This window comes from Streptomyces sp. NPDC059009, assembly GCF_042740175.1.
Taxonomy (GTDB): Bacteria; Actinomycetota; Actinomycetes; order Streptomycetales; family Streptomycetaceae; genus Streptomyces.
The window spans coordinates 1-19,599 of sequence record NZ_JBHYJB010000057.1; the positions used below are offsets into that span (position 1 = coordinate 1).

Genomic DNA, 19,599 nt, shown 5'->3' on the forward strand with positions numbered 1-19,599 from the left:
TGATTTTTGGCACGCTGTTGAGTTCTCAAGGAACGGACGCTTCCTTTGTACTCACCCTCTCGGGCTTTCCTCCGGGCGCTTCCCTTCGGTGTTTCCAAACTCTATCAGGTCTTTTTCGGGCCTCTGACCACGGTCATCTGCGAACACACAGAACCGCACTCAGAGACTAAGATCCGACTCGATGGATGCTGCCGAGCCTGGACGCTTGGGGCGTCGCTTGGCCTCAGGCAGGAGTCCGACTGTACATGGGGTGTTGGGTCGACGCAAATCGTTTGTGCAGTGCCTCTACGGCTGCCAACCGGGACCTCTCGTGCGGAACCGGGACTTCTTATGACTTACCCTTCTGAACAGTGCGTCGTCCAGGACAGGTAGTGACGGCGGCTACGAATCTCCGCCCCCTGGGAGGCTTGCCATGACCAGCGTGACGTCCCCGCTTGCAGGACGCGCCATTGGGCTCTCTGCTGTACCGGATCCCGTGTTCTCCGGCGCGATGGTGGGTCCCGGTACCGCCATTGACCCCGCGCGTGAGCCCTCTGAGGCTGTCGCACCCGTGGACGGCATCGTCGTCTCGCTTCACCCGCACGCTTTTGTCGTGGTCGACGACCAGGGTCACGGCATCCTGACGCACCTCGGCATCGACACCGTGCAGCTCAACGGTGAGGGCTTCGAGCTGCTTGTCAGCAAGGGTGACACGGTGCAGCGCGGCCAGGGCGTGGTGCGCTGGGACCCGGCTGCCGTGGAGAGCGCCGGTAAGTCCCCGGTCTGCCCGATCGTGGCTCTCGAGGCCACGGCCGAGTCCCTCGCCGACCTCGTCGAGGCCGGCGACGTGAAGGCCGGCGACGCGCTCTTCAGCTGGAAGTGACGTCATCGCCGTCGCTGACGGCAGGTAGGACATCCAACCGCGGCGGCTGGGCCCGTCGCACTATCGGAGACGGGTGAAATGGAGACAACGCTGCGAGGCGTCGGCGTGAGCCACGGGGTGGCGATCGGCGAGGTTCGGCACATGGGAACGGCGGTACTTGAGCCGCCCGCCAAGCAGATTCCCGCGGAGGAGGCGGAGCGCGAACAGGGGCGCGCCCGTCAGGCCGTGGAAGCTGTGGCGGCCGACCTGATGGCGCGCGGCAATCTGGCCGGCGGCGAGGCGCAGGCGGTGCTCGAGGCCCAGGCCATGATTGCTCAGGACCCCGAGCTCATGTCCGACGTCGACCGTCGTATCGCGGTCGGCAGCACTGCGGAGCGCGGGATCTACGACGCGTTCTCGCACTACCGCGAACTGCTCGCCGGGGCCGGTGAGTACATGGCCGGGCGCGTCGCGGACCTGGACGACGTGCGGAATCGTATCGTCGCCCGGCTGCTGGGCGTTCCGATGCCGGGTGTGCCGGACAGCGACAAGCCCTACGTGCTGATCGCGCGTGACCTCGCGCCGGCGGACACCGCTCTGCTGGACCCGGCGCTGGTGCTCGGCTTCGTCACCGAAGAGGGCGGGCCGACCAGCCACAGCGCGATCCTCGCGCGGGCGCTCGGTGTGCCCGCCGTGGTCGCGCTTCCGGGCGCGGGTGAGCTGGTCGAGGGCACCGTGGTGGCCGTCGACGGCAGCACCGGTGAGATCTTTGTCGACCCGACCGCCGAGAAGCGCGAGCAGCTCGAGGCCGCCGCGGCCGAGCGGAAGGCCGCGCTTGCCGCCTCCACCGGGCCGGGCGCCACGTCCGACGGGCACAAGGTGCCGCTGCTTGCGAACGTCGGCGGTCCCGCGGATGTGCCGGCGGCCGTCGAGGCCGGTGCCGAGGGCGTCGGTCTGTTCCGTACCGAGTTCCTCTTCCTGGACGACAGCTCCAAGGCGCCGTCGGAGGAGAAGCAGGTCGAGGCGTACCGCAAGGTGCTGGAGGCGTTCCCCGAGGGCCGGGTCGTGGTGCGTGTGCTCGACGCCGGTGCGGACAAGCCGCTGGACTTCCTGACGCCGGCCGACGAGCCGAACCCGGCTCTGGGCGTGCGGGGTCTGCGCTCGCTGCTCGAGCACCCGGAGGTGCTGCGCACGCAGCTGACCGCGCTGGCCAAGGCTGCCGAGGGACTGCCGGTCTACCTCGAGGTCATGGCGCCGATGGTCGCGGACCGCGCCGACGCCAAGGACTTCGCGGACGCGTGCCGCGAGGCGGGCCTGCAGGCGAAGTTCGGTGCCATGGTCGAGATCCCGTCCGCCGCTCTGCGGGCGCGCTCGATCCTGCAGGAGGTCGAGTTCCTGTCGCTGGGGACCAACGACCTCGCGCAGTACACCTTTGCCGCCGACCGTCAGGTGGGTGCGGTGTCGCGGCTGCAGGACCCGTGGCAGCCCGCGCTGCTCGACCTGGTCGCGCTGTCCGCCGAGGCGGCGAAGGCCGAGGGCAAGAGCTGCGGTGTCTGCGGTGAGGCCGCGTCCGACCCGCTGCTGGCGTGTGTGCTGACCGGTCTGGGTGTCACCTCCCTGTCGATGGGTGCGGCGTCCATTCCTTACGTGCGGGCGACGCTGGGCAAGTACACGCTGGCGCAGTGCGAGCGTGCGGCCGCGGCCGCACGGGCCGCGGACAGCGCCGAGGAGGCGCGGAAGGCCGCGCAGGCAGTGCTGTCCGGCGAGTAGTCGTGACGGCCGGTCGTCGGGCCGGTGTTTCCGAGGGGCGTTCCACCTGTGTGGTGGAGCGCCCCTCGGGCGTTCTCAGTGGGTGTGTCCGGTCTCCGGTTCTCCGTCGTCCAGGTCCGGGGCCGCGCAGTAGTCGACGCCCGGCTCCGGAGACAGGAGGTCGCCGGTGATGGCGTCGGTGCAGTAGGCGTCGAAGACTTCGGAGGCGGTGAGGGGCGTCAGGCGGGTGCCGTTGAGCCGCCAGCCCTGGACCCGGTCCGGGCCTGCGTCGGTGGTGGTGCGGAGCACGAGGCCCGCGCGGCGGTCGGTCGCGATGCCGAGGGCCAGGACCGTGGTGAATTCCAGGGCCTCGCTCTCGTCGATCAAGGTGCCTGTGGTGGAGCCGGTGGTGATGTGCAGGGCGGCGAGCACGGGCTCGGCTTCTGTGGGGACGCTGCACACGAGGTGGCGGGCTCCGGGGTCGGAGGTGTCCAGCACGCGGGTCAGCAGGCTCGCCGCTCTGTTGAACGCGGCCCGGCCGATGTCCTCGCCGCAGTCGGTGCAGGTACCCGCGCGGGCCAGGACCACCGTCGCGTACTCCCACGTGGCCCGGCGTACCGATTCGTCGACCAGGTCCGGCAGGAGGTCGGCGAGCGGGCGGCCGTCGTACGGGAGCGTGGGGCCCGACGAGGCCAGTTCCGCGGTGAAGCGGGTGCGGCTCGCGGGCGCGTCCGGGTCGAGGCCCGCGTCGGAGCAGTACTCCTCGTACTCCACTGGGTCGAAGAGGGCGAGGCTGGTGTGGTTGCCCTGGGCGGCGAGCGCCCGGAGCAGGGCCTCGACCTCGCGGAGATAGGTCTTGTGGTCGTCGAAGGAAAAGGTGCGGTAGCGGCGCATCGCCGCGAAGTCTTCCGCGTCGGCCAACAAGCCGATCGTCCCGGCGACTTCGCGGCGCAGGACGCGTCGCATGGTCTCGTGCTGGCTGTTCGCCATGTTCCCCCCTGCGGACAGTCGATCAATGCTCACTCACCGTAATGGGAGGCACTGACAACGGCCGCGGGAAGGGGGCACGGGCTGGTGTCAGCGGCGGGTGCGGGCCAACTCCTCGTAGAAGCGCAGCAGGTCGAGGTTGTCCACCGAGCCCGGGTTGACCGCCTTTTCCATCGGGGTTCCCTGGAGCAGGCGTTTGACGGGGACCTCGATGCGCTTGCCGGTCAGTGTGTGCGGGATGCCAGGGACTTCGGTGATCTCGTCGGGGACGTGGCGCGGGGAGAGCTGATCGCGGATGGTCTGCTTGATGCGGGTGCGCAGGGCGTCGTCCAGGGTGGCGCCTGGGGCGAGGTGGACGAACAGGGGCATCCAGTAGCCGCCGTCGGGCTGTTCCACGCCGATGACGAGGGACTCGCGGATCTCCGGCAGGCGTTCGACGGCCTCGTAGATGTCCGCCGAACCCATGCGTACGCCTTGGCGGTTGAGCGTGGAGTCGGAGCGGCCGTGGATGACGACCGAGCCGCGTGCGGTGACGGTGATCCAGTCGCCGTGGCGCCAGACGCCGGGGTAGGTGTCGAAGTAGCTGTCGTGGTAGCGGCTGCCGTCGGGGTCGTTCCAGAAGTGGATCGGCATGGACGGCATGGGGTTGGTGACCACGAGCTCGCCGACCTCGTCGACGAGGGGCTTGCCCTGGGGGTCCCATGCCTGGAGGTCGGTGCCGAGGCAGGGGGCCTGGAGTTCGCCGATGTGGACGGGGAGGGTGGGGACGGCCCCGGCGAAGCAGGAGCACACGTCCGTGCCGCCGCTCACGGAGGCGATCCAGAGGTCGCCCGCGGTCTCGGCGAACTCGTCGTGCAGCCACCGGAATCCGTCGGGCGGCAGCGGGGAGCCAGTGGTGGCGACGCACTGCACGCGGGAGAGGTCGAAGTCGCGGGCCGGGTGGACGCCGGCCTTGCGGCACGCCATGACGTACGCCGCGGAGGTGCCGTAGAGGGTGGCTCCGGTGCGTTCGGCCACACGCCATTGGGCGCCGGTGTCCGGGTAGCCGGGGCTGCCGTCGTACAGGACGATCGTGGTTCCCGTGAGGAGGCCGGAGACGAGGAAGTTCCACATCATCCAGCCGGTGGACGTGTACCAGAAGAAGCGGTCCTCGGGGCCGAGGTCGCAGTGCAGGCCCAGCTGCTTGAGGTGTTCGACGAGGATGCCGCCCTGGGACTGGACGATGGCCTTGGGCAGGCCCGTCGTCCCCGAGGAGTAGAGCACCCACAGGGGGTGGTCGAAGGGGACCTGCTCGAAGACGGGGTCGGTGTCGGCGGACGTGAGGGCGGACCACTCCAGGGCGCCCTCGGGGACCTCGGTGCCGAGGAGCGGGATGTGGACCACGGCGCGCAGGGTGGGCAGTTCACGGCGGAGCTCGGCGACGGTGTCGCGGCGGTCGTGTTCCTTGCCTCCGTAGCGGTAGCCGTCGACGGTGAACAGGACGACGGGTTCGACCTGTTGGAAGCGGTCGAGGACGGAGCGGGCGCCGAAGTCGGGGGCGCAGGAGGTCCAGACGGCGCCGACGGCGGCGGTGGCCAGGAGGGCGACCACGGACTGCGGGATGTTCGGCAGATAGCCGCTGACGCGGTCTCCGGGGCGGACGCCGAGGGCGCGGAGCTCGGCGGCCAGGGAGCCGACCTGGCGGCGCAGTTCGGCCCATGTGACCGGGCGCGGCTCGTGCGTCTCGTCGACGTGGAGGAGGGCGGGGGTGTCCGCGCGCGCGGGTTCCTCGGCGGTGCGCAGGGCGTGCTCGGCGTAGTTGAGGGTGGCTCCGGGGAACCAGCGGGCGCCCGGCATGGAGCGGTCGGCGAGCACGCGCGTGTACGGGGTGCTGAAGCGCACGTCGAACCAGTCGGTGACGGCCTTCCAGAACATCTCCAGGTCGTCCACGGACCAGCGGTGCAGGGCCGCGTAGCCGCCGTCGGCGGGTGCTCCGTAGCGCTCGGCCCACGCCTGGAAGCGAGTGATCTGCGCCGTGGCGATCCGATCCTGGTCGGGCTGCCAGAGCGGCGAGGGGTTCGCTGGTGACATGGGGCGGCTCCCGGACTGTACGCGGCGTCTGCGTGTGCCGTGCGCACGAGCTGGGTGTGCGCGTGACACGACTGACACGGACCTTGCCACGTGATCGTCTTCCGCACCAGGGCGGGGCCGTGGTGGCCGAGATCATGACCCTGCCGGGTAACCGTGGGTGAACGGCGATTGAACGACTCACGCGCGCGGGCGGGCGGGTGGCAGGGTGAGCAGCATGAACGGTCGTGACCTGGTGCGTTCGGTGAAGGCGGTCGGCTCGGCGGGCCCGGCCCAGGGGCTGCGCTCGGTGCGGTCCGCGTGGCGCAGGAGGCGGGCGGACGCGACCGGGCTCGAGCCGCGCGGGGCCGAGCGGGCCAGGGTGCCGGGCGCGGTGACGGGGGTCGAACCGGGTCCTGGTGGCGGCGTGGTGCGGTTCGCGCGCTCCGAGCTGCGGGTGCGGGTCACGGCGGGCGGCTCGGTGTTCTGGGGCTGGGACGGGGCGCTGCCGGAGCCGTCGTACGCGCTGGCCGGGGAGGCCCCCGAGCCGGATCCGCGGGCCGTTCTGGAGCCCGACAAGGACGGCGGCTGGCGGGTGGTGGCGGAGCGCGCGACGGTGGTGGTGTCCCGGTACGGGGCGGTGGAGTTGCTCACGCCGGGTGGTGTGCGGCTGCGGCGTGACCTGCCGCCGCGCTGGTGGGAGCCGGTCGGCGGGGGCCCGGCGCGCTGGGTGCAGCGGTCCGAAGTGGCGGCGGACGCGCGGTTCTTCGGGCTCGGGGGGCGGACTTCGGGGCCGCGGTTGCGGAGCGGGGTCTATCGGTTGTGGAACACCGATCCGGGCGGGTCCTTCGGTCCCGAGGACGACCCCTTGTACATCACGATGCCGGTGCAGATGGTGGTCGCGGACGCGGGCACGCACCTGGTGTTCCACGACAACCCGTGGGACGGCACGGTGATGGTGCACGAGGGCGAGGAGGGCGCGGGTTCGGGCCATGACCGGGGCGGGTCGTGCGAACTGCGGATGGGCGGGGGTCCGCTGCGGTGCTGGGTGATGGTGGGCACCCCCGCGCGCGTGTTGCACGCATGGGTCTCCTTGACGGGTGCTCCGGCGCTGCCGCCTTCCTGGGCCCTCGGGCACCATCACGCGCGCTGGGGCTTCGGCAGCGAGCGTGAGGTGCGGCGGGTGGTCGCCGGCTATCGCAAGCGGGAGCTGCCGCTCGACGCCGTCCATCTGGACATCGACCACTTCTCCGGGCACCGGGTGTTCACGGTGGACCAGGAGCGGTTCCCTCATCTGCCGCAGCTCGCCGAGGAGTTGCGTGGCGACGGGATCCGGCTGGTGTCGATCGTCGATCCGGCGGTCGCGTCCGAGCCGGGCAACGAGGTGTACGACAGCGGGACGGCGGCGGACGTCTTCGTGCGGGACGCCGCGGGCCGGACGGTGCGTGGGGTCGTGTGGGCCGGGGAGTCGGTGTACCCGGACTTCACGGACGCGCGGGCGCGGAAGTGGTGGGGCGGGCTCTACCAGGAGCGGCTCGCACAGGGCTTCGCGGGCTTCTGGCACGACATGAACGAGCCGGTGTCGTTCGCTGCCTTCGGAGAGACCACGCTCCCCCGCTCGGCCCGGCACAGCCTGGAGGGCCGTGGCGGGGACCATCGGGAGGCTCACAACGTGTACGGCCTCGGGATGGCCCGCGCCGGGCACGAGGGGCTGCGTGAACTGCGGCCCCAGGAGCGGCCGTTCCTGTTCTCGCGGTCCGGCTGGGCGGGGATGCAGCGCTACGGAGGGACCTGGTCGGGCGATGTGGCCACGGGCTGGCCGGGGCTGCGGGCGTCGCTGTCGCTGGTCCTCGGTCTGGGGCTGTGCGGGGTTCCGTACTCGGGGCCGGATGTGGGGGGCTTCGACGGCAGCCCGTCTGCGGAGCTGTATCTGCGGTGGTTCCAACTGGGCGCGTATCTGCCTCTGTTCCGTACGCACGCGTCGCTGCGGGCCGGGCGCAGGGAGCCGTGGGAGTTCGGGCCCGAGGTGCTCGGGCACGCGCGTGTGGCGCTCGTGGAGCGGCGGCGGCTGTCGCCGTACTTCATGACGCTCGCGCAGGTGGCACGGCGCACGGGCGCTCCGTATGTGCGTCCCTTGTGGTGGGGCTGCCCCGAGGACCGGGCGCTGCGGGACTGCGAGGACGCCTTCTTGCTCGGTGACTCCTTGTTGGTGGCGCCGGTTCTGGAGCCGGATGTGCAGCGGAGGTCGGTGCGGCTGCCGCGGGGCCGCTGGTACGACACGGCGACCGGGAAGGCGTACGAGGGGCAGGCCCAGGTGGTGCTCGACGCTCCCTTGTCGCGGATTCCGGTGCTCGCGCGCGCGGGTGCGGTGCTTCCCGTGCGGGGCGCGGACGGGGGCGTCGAGCTGGAGGCGTGGGCTCCGGCTCGGGGCGGTGCCGGGGGCGGTCTGTTGATCCGGGACGGGGGTGACGGGTGGGAGGAGTCCGCGGTCGAGCGGTTCACCTCCCGGTGGCGGGACGGCAGGGTGGTCGTGGAGCGGGAGGGCCACGAGGGCGGGGAGGCCGGGTGTCCGGTCCGGGTGCGGGGATCCGCGACCTGACCGCGGGGCCTGCGCTCCCGGTCAGATGTAGCGGCCCTCGAACCAGGCCCTGACCGCCGACGTGTGGAGGGGGAAGGCGAGGTCGGTGGGGCGGCGCAGCAGGTCCCAGCCGTCGGTCTCGTCCGTGGCCGCGGAGGGCGGGAAGTCGGCCGCCGGGCGTTCGGGCAGCAGCCCGAAGAGGAGCAGGTGGCCGTCCGGTGCGCTGAGGGCGTCGGCGAGGCGGACGTCGTGGCTCGCCGCGCTGATGCCCGTCTCCTCCTTGAGTTCACGGACGATGGCGTGCCGCCAGTCCTCCCTGTCGTCGACGTAGCCTCCGGGGAGGGCCACTCCCCCGCGCGCGGGCGCGATGGTGCGGGTGATCACGACGAGGCCGGTGCCCTGGGTGTCGTACGCGGGCTGGAGGGCCACGGCGACGGGCAGCGGGTTGCGGTAGGCGGTCGCGCCGCAGTCGGCGCAGGTGCGGGGCCAGCCGGAGATGTGCTCCTCGTAGGGTGCGCCACAGCTCGAACAGTGGGAATCCGGGGCGGGGTTGGCGCGGTGCTGGGATGCGGACACGCGCGGACTGTATCCGATGGCGGGGCTTCCGGTCTTTCGCCCCGGGGCCTGGCCCTGATAGACGCGGGGGCATGACAGGACTCGCCTCCGCCCTGCGGAGCCTCACCGCCACCGCTGCCGCCCTGCTGGCCGTCGCCGCCGCTCCCGCGCCCGCTCAGGCCCACTCCGGGCCGAAGGCGCCGAAGGAGTTCGTGGCCCTCAGCGACGTCGACCCGACGATCATCCAGGAGATCCGGTACTTCACCCCGCACAACTTCGTGGGTCAGCCCGTCGACGGCTACAAGAAGCCGATGTGCATCCTCACCGAGCCCGCGGCGAAGGCCCTGCACCGGGCGCAGCGTTCGCTTCTGCGGCGGGGCTACTCCCTGAAGGTGTACGACTGTTACCGGCCCCAGCGGGCGGTCGACCACTTCGTGCGGTGGGCGGAGGACCTCAAGGACACGCGCATGAAGGCGGAGTTCTATCCCCTTGTCGACAAGTCGCGTCTGTTCGAGGACGGCTACATCGCCGCGAAGTCCGGCCACAGCCGCGGTTCGACCATGGATTTGACCGTGGTCCGGCTGCCGGTGAAGCCCACGCGGCCGTATGTTCCCGGTGAACCGCTCTCTCCTTGTTTCGGCCCGAAGGAGCAGCGCTTCCCTGACAACTCCGTGGACATGGGCACGGGCTTCGACTGCTTCGACCCCAGGGCGGGTGAGACCAGGGACGATCAGCTCTCTCCGAAGCAGCTGGCGAACCGGCAGGTGCTGCGGTCGACCATGGAGAGGGCGGGTTTCGTCAAGCTCCCCGAGGAGTGGTGGCACTTCACGTACAAGCCGGAGACCTTCCCGGACACGTACTTCGACTTCCCGGTCTCCCGGAAGTCCCTGTCGCGGCACTGACCTCGCCTAATTCGCTGGAGCCAGGCGGTCGGGGCTCGCTACGGTGCCCGTAACCTAGAGGTCCTAGGTTACGGGCACCGCCCGTCCTGCGCCCCCTCATGCCTTGGAGGCTCCCCATGCACCCGCTGTCCGAGCAGGACATCCGTACGTCGTTCATCAACTGCTCCAAGGGTGAGGCGAAGCGCCTCACCGTCCCCCGCGACCTCGACCGTTTCCCCTGGGACGACCTGGACTTCCTGGGCTGGCGAGATCCAGGGGCCCCCGACCGCAGCTACCTGGTGACCGGGCACGAGGGGCGCCTCACCGGTGTCACGCTCCGCTTCCCCTCCCGCCAGCGGGGCTTTCAGCACCGGAGCATGTGCTCGCTGTGCCTGACCACGCACCCGGGAAGCGGTGTCTCCTTGATGACCGCCCGCAAGGCGGGCGCGGCGGGGCGTGAGGGCAATTCCGTCGGCGTCTACATGTGCACCGACCTCGCCTGTTCGCTCTACGTGCGCGGCAAGAAGCCACTGGAGCCGGGCGCGCGCTTCGAGGAGACCCTGACCGTGGAGCAGCAGATCGCGCGGACCACGGGCAACCTGACGGCCTTCCTGGAGCGGCTCCACGACTGATGGCTCCACCCCGCGCGCGAGAGGGCGTCCGGGGCCACCCCCGTCGGCTCCGGACACCCTCTCCGATACTCGGACGCGAAAGCGGTGTCCAGGGTTCAGCCACCCCACCCCGATGACGGCACGCCGGGAGCGTGGCACACTTCTGACGTTCCGTCAGATCCAGTGCTGTGGAGGGACCTTGTCGCGTACGCGCACACCCGTGGTGCCCCAGTGGTTCGGCGGCGAGGGGGATGCCTTCCGGCTCCTCGGCACCCGCTGCTCGGCCTGTGAAGCCGTGTTCTTCCCGCGGGAGGACGCCTTCTGCCGCAACCCCGGCTGCTCCGGCGGGGAGCTGGTCGAGGTGCCGCTCTCCCGGCGCGGCACGATCTGGTCGTACACGGACGGCCGCTATCGCCCTCCCGCGCCGTATGTGTCCGACCCGGAACTCACCTGGCAGCCCTACACGTTGATCGCTGTGGAGCTGGCGGCCGAGCGCATGGTGGTGCTCGGCCAGACGGTTCCCGGGATCACCCCGGCCGACCTGGAGATCGGCATGGAGGTGGAGGTCGTCCTCGGCGTGCTGAACGAGGACGAGGAGACGACCTGGACGACATGGCAGTGGCGGCCGGTGGGGGTGGGCGCATGAGCGGCGAGGTGGCCGTGCTGGGCGCGGGGATGCATCCGTGGGGCAAGTGGGGCAAGGGGTTCGTCGAGTACGGGACGGTGGCGGCCCGGGCGGCGCTCGCCGACGCGGGGGTCGACTGGCGGGACGTCGGCTCGATCGTCGGCGCGGACACGGTGCGCGGCGGCTATCCCGGATATGTGGCGGGGGCGACGTTCGCGAAGGCGCTCGGCTGGCAGGGCGCGCGCGTGGCGAGCGTGTACGCGGCATGCGCCTCGGGGGCACAGGCCGTCAACACGGCCCGCGCGCAGATCCTTTCGGGGCTCGCGGACGTGGTGCTCGTGGTGGGCGCCGACGCCGCTCCCAAGGGGTTCTTCCGGCCCGCGGGCGGCGACCGTCCGGACGACCCGGACTGGCTGCGCTTCCGCGTCCTCGGGGCGACCAACCCCGCGTACTTCGGGCTCTATGCGCGCCGCAGGATGGCCGTCCACGGGGACACGCTGGAGGACTTCGCCCAGGTCAAGGTGAAGAACGCGGCGGCGGGCGCACTGAATCCGAACGCGCGCTACCGCAAGGCCGTCACGGCCGAGGAAGTGGCCGCCTCCGCCGTCGTCGCCGACCCGCTGCGGCTGCTCGACATCTGCGCCACCTCGGACGGCGCGGCTGCGCTCGTGCTCTCCAGCATGGAGTTCGCGCGCCGGCACGGGGCGGCCGACCCGGTGCGCATCCGTGCGGTCTCCACGGTCACGCCCACGTACCCGACCACCGTCCTGGACCTCCCGGACATCGCGACGGACTCCGCCGCCGTGGTGGAGCCGGGCGGCAGGTCCTTCCGGGCGTCCATCGCCCACGCCGCGTACGAGGAGGCGGGCGTCGGCCCACAGGACCTCTCCTTGGCGGAGGTGTACGACCTCTCCACCTCCCTGGAGCTGCAGTGGTACGAGGAGTTGGGGCTGTGCGGAGAGGGTGAGGGTGCCAAGCTGCTGCGCGAGGGCGCGACGGCTCTGGGCGGACGGATACCGGTCAACACCAGTGGCGGTCTCGCGTCCTTCGGAGAGGCCGTTCCGGCCCAGGCGATCGCCCAAGTCTGCGAGCTCACCTGGCAGTTGCGGGGCACGGCGGGCGACCGGCAGGTCGAGGGCGCGCGGGCAGGGATCACCGCCAATCAGGGCCTGTTCGGGCACGGTTCGTCGGTCGTGGCGGTGCGCTGAGGCGGCCTTCAGCCTCCGGGGGCGGGCCCTGGGGTGAACGCGGCGCACCGGTTAAGCCGGTGCCGTCCGCGACCTTGACGCTCCATCACGGCCGGTGAACACTTCCGGGTGTCAGTCGGCATCGCCGCCCTCGGCTCCGCGCCGCTCAGAGCTCCTGCTCCGCGCGATGGGTCTGCACAAAGGCCCAGCTCAACCGGGTATCCCCCATGGGCGATTCGACTGCGACGGCACGCTCGCCATGGAGGCCGGGCGGGGCGCGGGACGACCCCTGCCTCGGGCTGACGTAGCCAGCGGTAGTCAGGCAGTAGTCGTGGGAACCGCACCCTGCACGGAGTACCGGGGGCGCACCAACCCCCGGGCGAGGGCCTAGGAGCCGCCATGTACTCGAATAGGGACATCTTCGTCGGTGAGACCATCGGCACCGCACTCCTGATTCTCCTCGGCGCCGGTGTGTGCGCCGCCGTCACCCTCAAACACTCGAAGGCGAAGGCGTCCGGGTGGATCGTCATCGCCTTCGGATGGGGCTTCGGCGTGCTGGCCGGCGCCTACACCGCGGGGCCGCTCTCCGGCGGGCATCTCAACCCCGCCGTGACGCTCGGCATCGCCATCGACACCGACAAGTGGGACAAGGTCTGGGTCTATCTGCTCGGTCAGATGGTCGGCGCGATGCTGGGCGCCGTACTCGCGTATCTCGTGTACATGGCGCAGTTCAACGCCAATGTGGCGCGGGGCGTCAAGGACGACGACTCGGCTCCGGACGAGCCGACACCGACGCTCGGGATCTTCTCGACCATCCCCGAGATCCGTAACCCCGTCGCCAACCTGATCACCGAGATCATCGCCACGATCGCCCTGGTGCTTCCGGTGCTCGCGTTCGGCCTCACCAAGGGCCTCGGCCAGTCCGGCACACAGACGCTGATGGTCGCCTTCGTAGTCGTCGGCATCGGTCTCTCGCTCGGCGGCCCGACCGGGTACGCGATCAACCCGGCGCGCGACCTGGGCCCCCGCATCGTGCACACCTTCCTGCCGATCCCCAACAAGGGGACATCCGACTGGAGTTACGCCTGGGTCCCGGTGGCCGGGCCGCTGATCGGCGGCGCCCTCTCGGGGCTCATCTACAACGCAGCGTTCTGACCGCAGCCTTCTGAGCAAGGGGTAACCATGCCGGACAGCTCCGAGAAATTCGTCGCCGCGATCGACCAGGGCACCACCTCGAGCCGCTGCATCATCTTCAATCAGGACGGCGCGATCGTCGCGGTCGACCAGCGGGAACACCGCCAGATCTTCCCCAAGCCGGGCTGGGTGGAGCATGACGCCACCGAGATCTGGTCCAAAGTGCAGGCGGTCGTCGCGGGGGCGATAGCCAAGGCCGGGCTCCGCGCCGACCAGCTCAGCGCCCTCGGCATCACCAACCAGCGCGAGACGACGGTCCTGTGGGACCGCGCCACGGGCAAGCCCGTGCACAACGCGATCGTGTGGCAGGACACCCGTACGTCGGCGCTCTGCAACGAACTGGGCGGCGCGGACGGGCAGGACCGCTTCCGCGAGCGTACGGGGCTGCCGCTCGCCAGCTACTTCTCCGGGCCCAAGGCCGCCTGGCTGCTCGACAACGTGCCGGGCCTCAGGGCGCGCGCCGAGCGCGGCGAGATCGCCTTCGGCACCATCGACTCCTGGCTGATCTGGAACCTCACGGGCGGCACGGACGGCGGCGTCCACGTCACGGACGTCACCAACGCCGGGCGCACCATGCTGATGAACCTGGAGACCCTCCAGTGGGACCCGTCCATCCTGTCCGCGATGAACGTCCCCGAGGCGGTTCTTCCGGAGATCAAGTCGTCCGCCGAGGTCTACGGGACGGCGGTCGGCCAGCTCTCAGGAGTCCCGGTGGCCTCGGCGCTCGGCGACCAGCAGGCCGCGATCTTCGGGCAGGCGTGCTACGACACGGGGACGGCGAAGAACACGTACGGGACGGGCAGCTTCCTGTTGCTCAACACCGGTAACCGGCCGGTCGCTTCGAAGAGCGGGCTGCTCACCACCATGGGCTACAAGATCGGCAGCGAGGCCCCGGTGTACTGCCTGGAGGGGTCCATCGCCATCACGGGCGCCCTGGTGCAGTGGTTCCGCGACCAGCTCGGCATCATCCGCCACGCCGACGAGATCGAGCCGCTCGCGGCGAGCGTGGAGGACAACGGCGGCGCCTACATCGTGCCCGCCTTCTCCGGTCTCTTCGCCCCCTACTGGCGCTCGGACGCGCGCGGGGTGGTCACCGGGCTCACGCGGTACGTCACCAAGGCGCACCTCGCGCGTGCCGTCCTGGAGGCGACGAGCTGGCAGACCCGCGAGGTCGTCGACGCCATGTACCAGGACTCCGGGGTGCAGATCACCACCTTGAAGGTGGACGGCGGCATGACCAAGAACAACCTCCTGATGCAGCACCAGGCGGATGTCCTCGGGGTGCCGGTGATCCGCCCGAAGGTGGCCGAGACGACCTGTCTGGGGACCGCGTACGCGGCCGGGCTCGCCACGGGCGTGTGGAACGACCTGGACGAGCTGAAGGCGCACTGGCAGCGCGACGCCGAGTGGGCCCCGCAGATGGACGCGGAGGCCCGCGACCGCGAGTACCACAACTGGCACAAGGCGGTGGAGCGCAGCTTCGGCTGGCTCGAGGACGGCCAGGAGGGCTGAGACCCCACTGACGGCACGCGCGCGGGGAGGCTTTCCCGCGCCACGCGCGCGTGGTCGAGACTGCGGCCCGTACCCCGGTCGGCGGGGGTGCGGGCCGTAGCAATGTGCGGGGGGCGTGCGGAGGGGCGGGGCTCAGGTGGCCGCGGGCTGACGGGCGGACGCAGCCGTCGCCATGGCGTGCTCCACGACGCCGATGAGGACGTCCTTGACGGACTGCCGGTCGCGGGCGTCGCAGAGGACCACCGGCACGCTGTCGTCGAGGTCCAGGGCCTGCCGTACGTCCTGGGCGGGGTAACGGGCCGCGCCGTCGAAGCAGTTGACGCCGACGACGAAGGGTATGGAACGGCGTTCGAAGTAGTCGACGGCTGCGAAGCAGTCCTCCAGGCGGCGGGTGTCGGCGAGCACGACGGCGCCGAGGGAGCCGGTGGCGAGCTCGTCCCAGAGGAACCAGAAGCGGTCCTGGCCCGGGGTGCCGAACAGGTAGAGCACCAGGTTCTCGCGCACCGTGATGCGGCCGAAGTCCATCGCCACGGTGGTGGTGTTCTTGTCCGCGACGCCGCTGGTGTCGTCGACGGGGCGGCCCGCCTCGCTGAGGGGCTCCTCGGTGCGCAGCGGCTTGATCTCGCTGACGGCGCCGACGAGTGTCGTCTTGCCCACTCCGAAGCCGCCTGCCACCAGGATCTTCAGCGTGACCGGCTCGACGGGTGCGGTGCCGCGCTCAGAACGCTTGAAGATCATCGCTCGTTTCTCCTGCTGCCGTGGTGTCGGGGGTTTCATGTGTGTCGGGGGCTTCATCACGGAGCGGCGGCCCGTATCCGCCGCCTCCGGGGGTCTCGATGACGAGGACGTCGCCGGGGCGCACGTCCGCCGAGTCGCTGCCGCCGAGGTGGTCCACGGTCCCGTCGGCGCGCTCCACGCGGCCCGCGCCCAGCGCGCCGGGGGCGCCGCCCGCCATCCCGTACGGCGCGACCATGCGGTGCTGGGCCAGCGTGGAGACGGTCATGGGCTCGCGGAAGCGGATACGGCGCACCGCCCCGTCCCCGCCCCGCCAGCGGCCCGCACCGCCGCTGCCGCGCCGCACCGCGAACTCCTCGAGCAGGACCGGCAGTCGCCACTCAAGGACCTCGGGGTCGGTGAGCCGCGAGTTGGTCATGTGGGTCTGCACGACCGACGCGCCGTCGAAGCCGTCGCCCGCGCCGGAGCCCGAGGCCACCGTCTCGTAGTACTGATGGCGGTCGTTGCCGAACGTGACGTTGTTCATCGTGCCGGAGCCCTCGGCCTGTACGCCCAGTGCCGCGTAGAGGGCGCCGGTGATGGCCTGTGAGGTCTCCACGTTGCCCGCGACGACCGCGGCGGGCGGCTCCGGGGCGAGCAGGGAGCCGGGCGGCACGATGATGCGCAGGGGACGCAGACAGCCGTCGTTCAGGGGGATGTCGTCGGCCACCAGGGTGCGGAAGACGTACAGGACGGCCGCGTTGACCACGGCGAAGGGCGCGTTGAAGTTGGTGGCGAGCTGCGGTGACGTACCGGAGAAGTCGATGGTCGCCGAGCGCTGGGCGCGGTCGACACGCACACGGACCCGGATGACGGCACCGGAGTCGGTTGGATAAGCGAACTCACCGTCTTCCAGGGCGTCGATGACGCGTCGCACCGCTTCCTCGGCGTTGTCCTGGACGTGCTTCATGTACGCCTGGACCACGTCGATCCCGAAGTCCCCGATCATGCGGGTCACTTCGTCGACGCCCTTCTGGTTGGCCGCGATCTGGGCGCGCAGGTCGGCGAGGTTGGTGGCGGGGTTGCGGGACGGGTAGGGCGCCTCGGTGAGCAGGGCGTGCGTCTCGGCCTCGCGGAAGCGGCCGCCCTGCACCAGCAGCCAGTTGTCGAAGAGGATGCCTTCCTCGTCGATGGTGCGGCTGTCGGCGGGCATGGAGCCCGGGGCGATGCCACCGAGTTCGGCGTGATGACCGCGGGAGGCGACATGGAAGAGCACCCGCTCCCCCGGAGCGTCGAAGACCGGGGTGATGACGGTGACGTCGGGCAGGTGGGTGCCGCCGTGGTACGGGTCGTTGACCGCGTAGGTGTCGCCCGGCCGCATGCCCTCGCCGCGGCGCCGGATGACCTCCTTGACGCTGGTGCCCATGGAGCCCAGGTGGACCGGGATGTGGGGGGCGTTGGCGACGAGGTTGCCGTCCGGGTCGAAGAGCGCGCAGGAGAAGTCGAGCCGCTCCTTGATGTTGACCGACTGGGCGGTGGACTCCAGGCGGGCGCCCATCTGTTCGGCGATCGACATGAAGAGGTTGTTGAAGACTTCGAGCAGCACGGGGTCCGCTTCCGTGCCGATCTCGGAACTCTGCGTGACCGCCACCCGTTCCATGATCAGGTGGCCGTCCGCCGTCCTGGCGGCCTGCCACCCGTCGTCCACGACCGTCGTCGAGCCTGCCTCGGCGATGATCGCGGGTCCGGTGACGACGTCCCCGGCCGGCAACTCCTCGCGCCGGTGAAGGAGTACGTCACGCCAGGCGCCCCGCGTGTGCAGGCGCACGGTGTCGGGGGCTGACGACGTCGGCTGGTCGGTGTCCGTGGTGCCGAGGGCGGAGAGGTCGGGGGGCCTGGTCAGGCCGGTGGCCTCCACGGAGAGGGCCTCCACGACCACGGGGCGGTCCAGGGTGAAGGAGTAGGTGGTCCGGTGCAGCTCTTCGAAGGCGCGCTTCATGGCGCCGGGCTCGCCGAGCTCGACGGTGAGCACGGTGTCGGTGCCGTCGTAGCGCAGTTGGGCGCGGCGGGCGACGCGGATGCGGTCGGCGGGCACGTCCTCGGCGAGGAGTTCGGCGCGCGCCGCCTCCTCCAGGTCGTCGGCGGTCTTCCGGACATGCGGCATGGCGGCGGGCTCCAGGGGCGCCTCCACGGACTGCTCACGCATGGCTGTCGTGTCGGCGAGCCCCATGCCGAGGGCGGAGAGCACGCCGGCCATGGGCGGCACGAGCACGGTGCGGATGCCGAGCGAGTCGGCGACCATGCACGCGTGCTGGCCGCCCGCGCCGCCGAAGGTCGTGAGGGCGTACCGCGTGACGTCGTGCCCCTTCTGGACGGAGATCCGCTTCACGGCGCCCGCGACGTTGGCCACGGCGACCTGCAGGTAGCCCTCGGCCGCCTGTTCGGGCGTGCGGTCGTCGCCGGTCCGCTCGCTGATGTCGCGGGCCAGGGACGTGAACCGCTGGCGTACGAGCGCCTCGTCCAGGGGCTGGTCGCCGTCGGGGCCGAACACCCTTGGGAAGTGGGCGGGTTGGATTCGGCCGAGCATGACGTTGGCGTCGGTGACGGTGAGCGGGCCGCCGCTCCGGTAGGCCGCGGGCCCTGGATCAGCGCCCGCCGAGTCGGGGCCCACGCGGTAGCGGCTGCCGTCGAAGTGGAGGACGGATCCGCCGCCCGCTGCGACCGTGTGGATGTCGAGCATCGGGGCGCGCAGCCGCACTCCGGCGATCTGCGAGGTGAACACGCGCTCGTACGCGCCCGCGTAGTGCGAGACGTCGGTCGAGGTGCCGCCCATGTCGAAGCCGATCACGCGGTCGAACCCGGCGAGCCCCGACATCCGGGCCATGCCCACGATGCCGCCCGCGGGTCCCGAGAGGATCGCGTCCTTGCCGCGGAACTGTCCGGCCTCGGTGAGCCCTCCGTTGGACTGCATGAACATCAGCCGCACACCGTGGAGTTCGGCGGACACGTGCTGGACGTAGCGGCGCAGGACCGGCGACAAGTAGGCGTCGACCACGGCTGTGTCCCCGCGCGGGACGAGCTTCATCAAGGGGCTGACCTCACTGGAGAGCGAGATCTGCGGAAAGCCGGCGCGGGCGGCGAGTTCACCGATCGCCTGTTCGTGCGCGGGGTACAGGTGGCTGTGCATGCAGACGACGGCGACGGCCCGGATCCCGTCGTCGTACGCCTTCTGGAGGGGCCCGGAGAGCGCCTCCAGGTCGGGCTCGCGCAGCACGTCGCCCTCGGCGCCGACGCGCTCGTCGACCTCGATCACGCGCGCGTACAGGAGCTCGGGCAGCGTGATGGAGCGGGCGAAGATGTGGGGCCGGTTCTGGTACGCGATGCGCAGTGCGTCACGGAAGCCCCGGGTGATGACCAGGGCGGTGGGTTCCCCCTTGCGCTCCAGGAGGGCGTTGGTGGCGACGGTGGTGCCCATCCGGACCGAGTCGATCCGCGCGGGGGCGACCCGTCCGCCCTCCGACTCGCCTGCCTGCTCCAGGAGTTCGCGGATGCCTTCGACGGCTGCGTCCGCGTAGCGGGAGGGGTTGTCGGAGAGGAGTTTGTGGCTGAGCAGGCGGCCGTCCGGGGGGCGGGCGACGATGTCCGTGAAGGTGCCGCCCCTGTCGACCCAGAACTGCCAGCCAGTCACGTCTCACTCCCGCTTTCGCGCAGATCGCGCTGTTCAGAGCGCCCGGAGCCCGTTGATCACGTCGCGCAGAATACTCTCGTCGACCAGCTCGGCGGGGGGTACGGGACGTGTCACGTGCACCAGTTCGTCGTCGACGAGATCTCCTATGAGGACGCGTACGACTCCTATGGGGAGGTCGAGGCCGGCCGCTATCTCGGCGACCGACTGGGGACTGTCACGGCACAGCCCGACGATGTCGACGTGTTCCGGGGACAGCGTCTGGTCCGCCTCCGGGTCGTTCGCGCGAGACTCCGCGACGACGACCGCGATGAGGTCGAGCCGGTGCTGTGCCGTGCCCTGGGTGCGGCCGCGCGTCATCGCGTACGGGCGCACCACGGGCCCGGCCTCGTCGTCGAACCAGCGGGGCGTGCCGTGACCGTCTTCGCTCATGT

The 19,599-nt window shown here is 71.0% G+C and carries 15 protein-coding genes; 9 read left to right on the forward strand and 6 right to left on the reverse strand.

The window, feature by feature from the left end:
- Nucleotides 1-412: 412 nt before the first annotated feature.
- The gene (locus ACFWYM_RS39810; protein WP_384848842.1) at nt 413-862 is read left to right on the forward strand and encodes a PTS glucose transporter subunit IIA; all 450 of its coding nucleotides are present in this window, start codon (nt 413-415) and stop codon (nt 860-862) included.
- A 78-nt stretch (nt 863-940) separates the two neighbouring features.
- On the forward strand, nt 941-2,611 hold the full coding sequence (gene ptsP, locus ACFWYM_RS39815) for a phosphoenolpyruvate--protein phosphotransferase (RefSeq protein WP_384848845.1): 1,671 nt from the start codon (nt 941-943) through the stop codon (nt 2,609-2,611).
- Between the two features lie 75 nt (nt 2,612-2,686).
- Here ptsP and ACFWYM_RS39820 read toward each other — a convergent pair whose 3' ends face one another.
- Nucleotides 2,687-3,580: a hypothetical protein gene (locus tag ACFWYM_RS39820; protein WP_384848848.1), complete on the reverse strand. Its 894-nt coding sequence runs from the start codon at nt 3,578-3,580 to the stop codon at nt 2,687-2,689.
- Between the two features lie 87 nt (nt 3,581-3,667).
- Nucleotides 3,668-5,647 carry an acetoacetate--CoA ligase gene (locus tag ACFWYM_RS39825; RefSeq protein WP_384848851.1) on the reverse strand — a complete coding sequence of 660 codons (1,980 nt, stop codon included), beginning with the start codon at nt 5,645-5,647 and terminating at the stop codon, nt 3,668-3,670.
- Nucleotides 5,648-5,861: 214 nt separating this feature from the next.
- Between ACFWYM_RS39825 and ACFWYM_RS39830 the strand changes: the two genes are divergently transcribed.
- Nucleotides 5,862-8,222 (forward strand): glycoside hydrolase family 31 protein, encoded by a 2,361-nt coding sequence (locus tag ACFWYM_RS39830; protein ID WP_384848854.1) that lies wholly within the window; start codon nt 5,862-5,864, stop codon nt 8,220-8,222.
- Nucleotides 8,223-8,243: 21 nt separating this feature from the next.
- Here the strand turns inward: ACFWYM_RS39830 and ACFWYM_RS39835 are convergent, their stop codons facing one another.
- Nucleotides 8,244-8,777 carry an NUDIX domain-containing protein gene (locus ACFWYM_RS39835; protein WP_384848857.1) on the reverse strand — a complete coding sequence of 178 codons (534 nt, stop codon included), beginning with the start codon at nt 8,775-8,777 and terminating at the stop codon, nt 8,244-8,246.
- A gap of 71 nt (nt 8,778-8,848) precedes the next feature.
- Here ACFWYM_RS39835 and ACFWYM_RS39840 point away from each other — a divergent pair, with 71 nt between their 5' ends.
- From ACFWYM_RS39840 to glpK, 6 genes are all read left to right on the forward strand, one after another.
- A complete protein-coding gene (locus ACFWYM_RS39840) occupies nt 8,849-9,658 on the forward strand; it encodes a M15 family metallopeptidase (protein WP_384848860.1) in 810 nt (269 codons plus the stop codon).
- Between the two features lie 116 nt (nt 9,659-9,774).
- Entirely contained in the window at nt 9,775-10,269 is a 495-nt protein-coding gene (locus tag ACFWYM_RS39845) for an FBP domain-containing protein (protein WP_384848863.1), read from the forward strand.
- Nucleotides 10,270-10,468: 199 nt separating this feature from the next.
- Complete coding sequence (locus ACFWYM_RS39850) at nt 10,469-10,894, forward strand: Zn-ribbon domain-containing OB-fold protein (protein WP_384848965.1); 426 nt, start codon at nt 10,469-10,471, stop codon at nt 10,892-10,894.
- The gene (locus tag ACFWYM_RS39855) at nt 10,891-12,081 is read left to right on the forward strand and encodes a lipid-transfer protein (RefSeq protein ID WP_384848866.1); all 1,191 of its coding nucleotides are present in this window, start codon (nt 10,891-10,893) and stop codon (nt 12,079-12,081) included. The genes ACFWYM_RS39850 and ACFWYM_RS39855 overlap by 4 nt, the downstream gene beginning before the upstream one ends.
- Before the next feature lie 378 nt (nt 12,082-12,459).
- Nucleotides 12,460-13,215, forward strand: coding sequence for an MIP/aquaporin family protein (locus ACFWYM_RS39860; RefSeq protein WP_384848869.1), 756 nt, complete (start codon nt 12,460-12,462; stop codon nt 13,213-13,215).
- A 27-nt stretch (nt 13,216-13,242) separates the two neighbouring features.
- Nucleotides 13,243-14,766 carry a glycerol kinase GlpK gene (gene glpK, locus ACFWYM_RS39865; protein WP_384848872.1) on the forward strand — a complete coding sequence of 508 codons (1,524 nt, stop codon included), beginning with the start codon at nt 13,243-13,245 and terminating at the stop codon, nt 14,764-14,766.
- Nucleotides 14,767-14,898: 132 nt separating this feature from the next.
- On the opposite strand, the gene ACFWYM_RS39870 is transcribed toward glpK, so the two are convergent.
- From ACFWYM_RS39870 to ACFWYM_RS39880, 3 genes are read right to left on the reverse strand one after another with little or no spacing between them, the layout of a single operon-like run.
- Nucleotides 14,899-15,504, reverse strand: a complete 606-nt coding sequence (locus ACFWYM_RS39870; protein WP_384848874.1) for an ATP/GTP-binding protein — start codon at nt 15,502-15,504, stop codon at nt 14,899-14,901.
- Nucleotides 15,485-19,168 (reverse strand): hydantoinase B/oxoprolinase family protein, encoded by a 3,684-nt coding sequence (locus ACFWYM_RS39875; protein ID WP_384848877.1) that lies wholly within the window; start codon nt 19,166-19,168, stop codon nt 15,485-15,487. Before ACFWYM_RS39875 ends, ACFWYM_RS39870 begins: the two co-directional genes overlap by 20 nt.
- Before the next feature lie 33 nt (nt 19,169-19,201).
- Nucleotides 19,202-19,597: a DUF742 domain-containing protein gene (locus ACFWYM_RS39880; RefSeq protein WP_384848880.1), complete on the reverse strand. Its 396-nt coding sequence runs from the start codon at nt 19,595-19,597 to the stop codon at nt 19,202-19,204.
- Nucleotides 19,598-19,599 lie beyond the last annotated feature (2 nt).

Coding starts and splice junctions, on each gene's coding strand:
- ACFWYM_RS39810 (WP_384848842.1), top strand. CDS start 413: ATGACCAGCGTGACGTCCCCGCTTGCAGGACGCGCCATTGGGCTCTCT.
- ptsP (WP_384848845.1), top strand. CDS start 941: ATGGAGACAACGCTGCGAGGCGTCGGCGTGAGCCACGGGGTGGCGATC.
- ACFWYM_RS39820 (WP_384848848.1), bottom strand. CDS start 3,580: ATGGCGAACAGCCAGCACGAGACCATGCGACGCGTCCTGCGCCGCGAA.
- ACFWYM_RS39825 (WP_384848851.1), bottom strand. CDS start 5,647: ATGTCACCAGCGAACCCCTCGCCGCTCTGGCAGCCCGACCAGGATCGG.
- ACFWYM_RS39830 (WP_384848854.1), top strand. CDS start 5,862: ATGAACGGTCGTGACCTGGTGCGTTCGGTGAAGGCGGTCGGCTCGGCG.
- ACFWYM_RS39840 (WP_384848860.1), top strand. CDS start 8,849: ATGACAGGACTCGCCTCCGCCCTGCGGAGCCTCACCGCCACCGCTGCC.
- ACFWYM_RS39845 (WP_384848863.1), top strand. CDS start 9,775: ATGCACCCGCTGTCCGAGCAGGACATCCGTACGTCGTTCATCAACTGC.
- ACFWYM_RS39855 (WP_384848866.1), top strand. CDS start 10,891: ATGAGCGGCGAGGTGGCCGTGCTGGGCGCGGGGATGCATCCGTGGGGC.
- ACFWYM_RS39860 (WP_384848869.1), top strand. CDS start 12,460: ATGTACTCGAATAGGGACATCTTCGTCGGTGAGACCATCGGCACCGCA.
- glpK (WP_384848872.1), top strand. CDS start 13,243: ATGCCGGACAGCTCCGAGAAATTCGTCGCCGCGATCGACCAGGGCACC.
- ACFWYM_RS39870 (WP_384848874.1), bottom strand. CDS start 15,504: ATGATCTTCAAGCGTTCTGAGCGCGGCACCGCACCCGTCGAGCCGGTC.
- ACFWYM_RS39880 (WP_384848880.1), bottom strand. CDS start 19,597: ATGAGCGAAGACGGTCACGGCACGCCCCGCTGGTTCGACGACGAGGCC.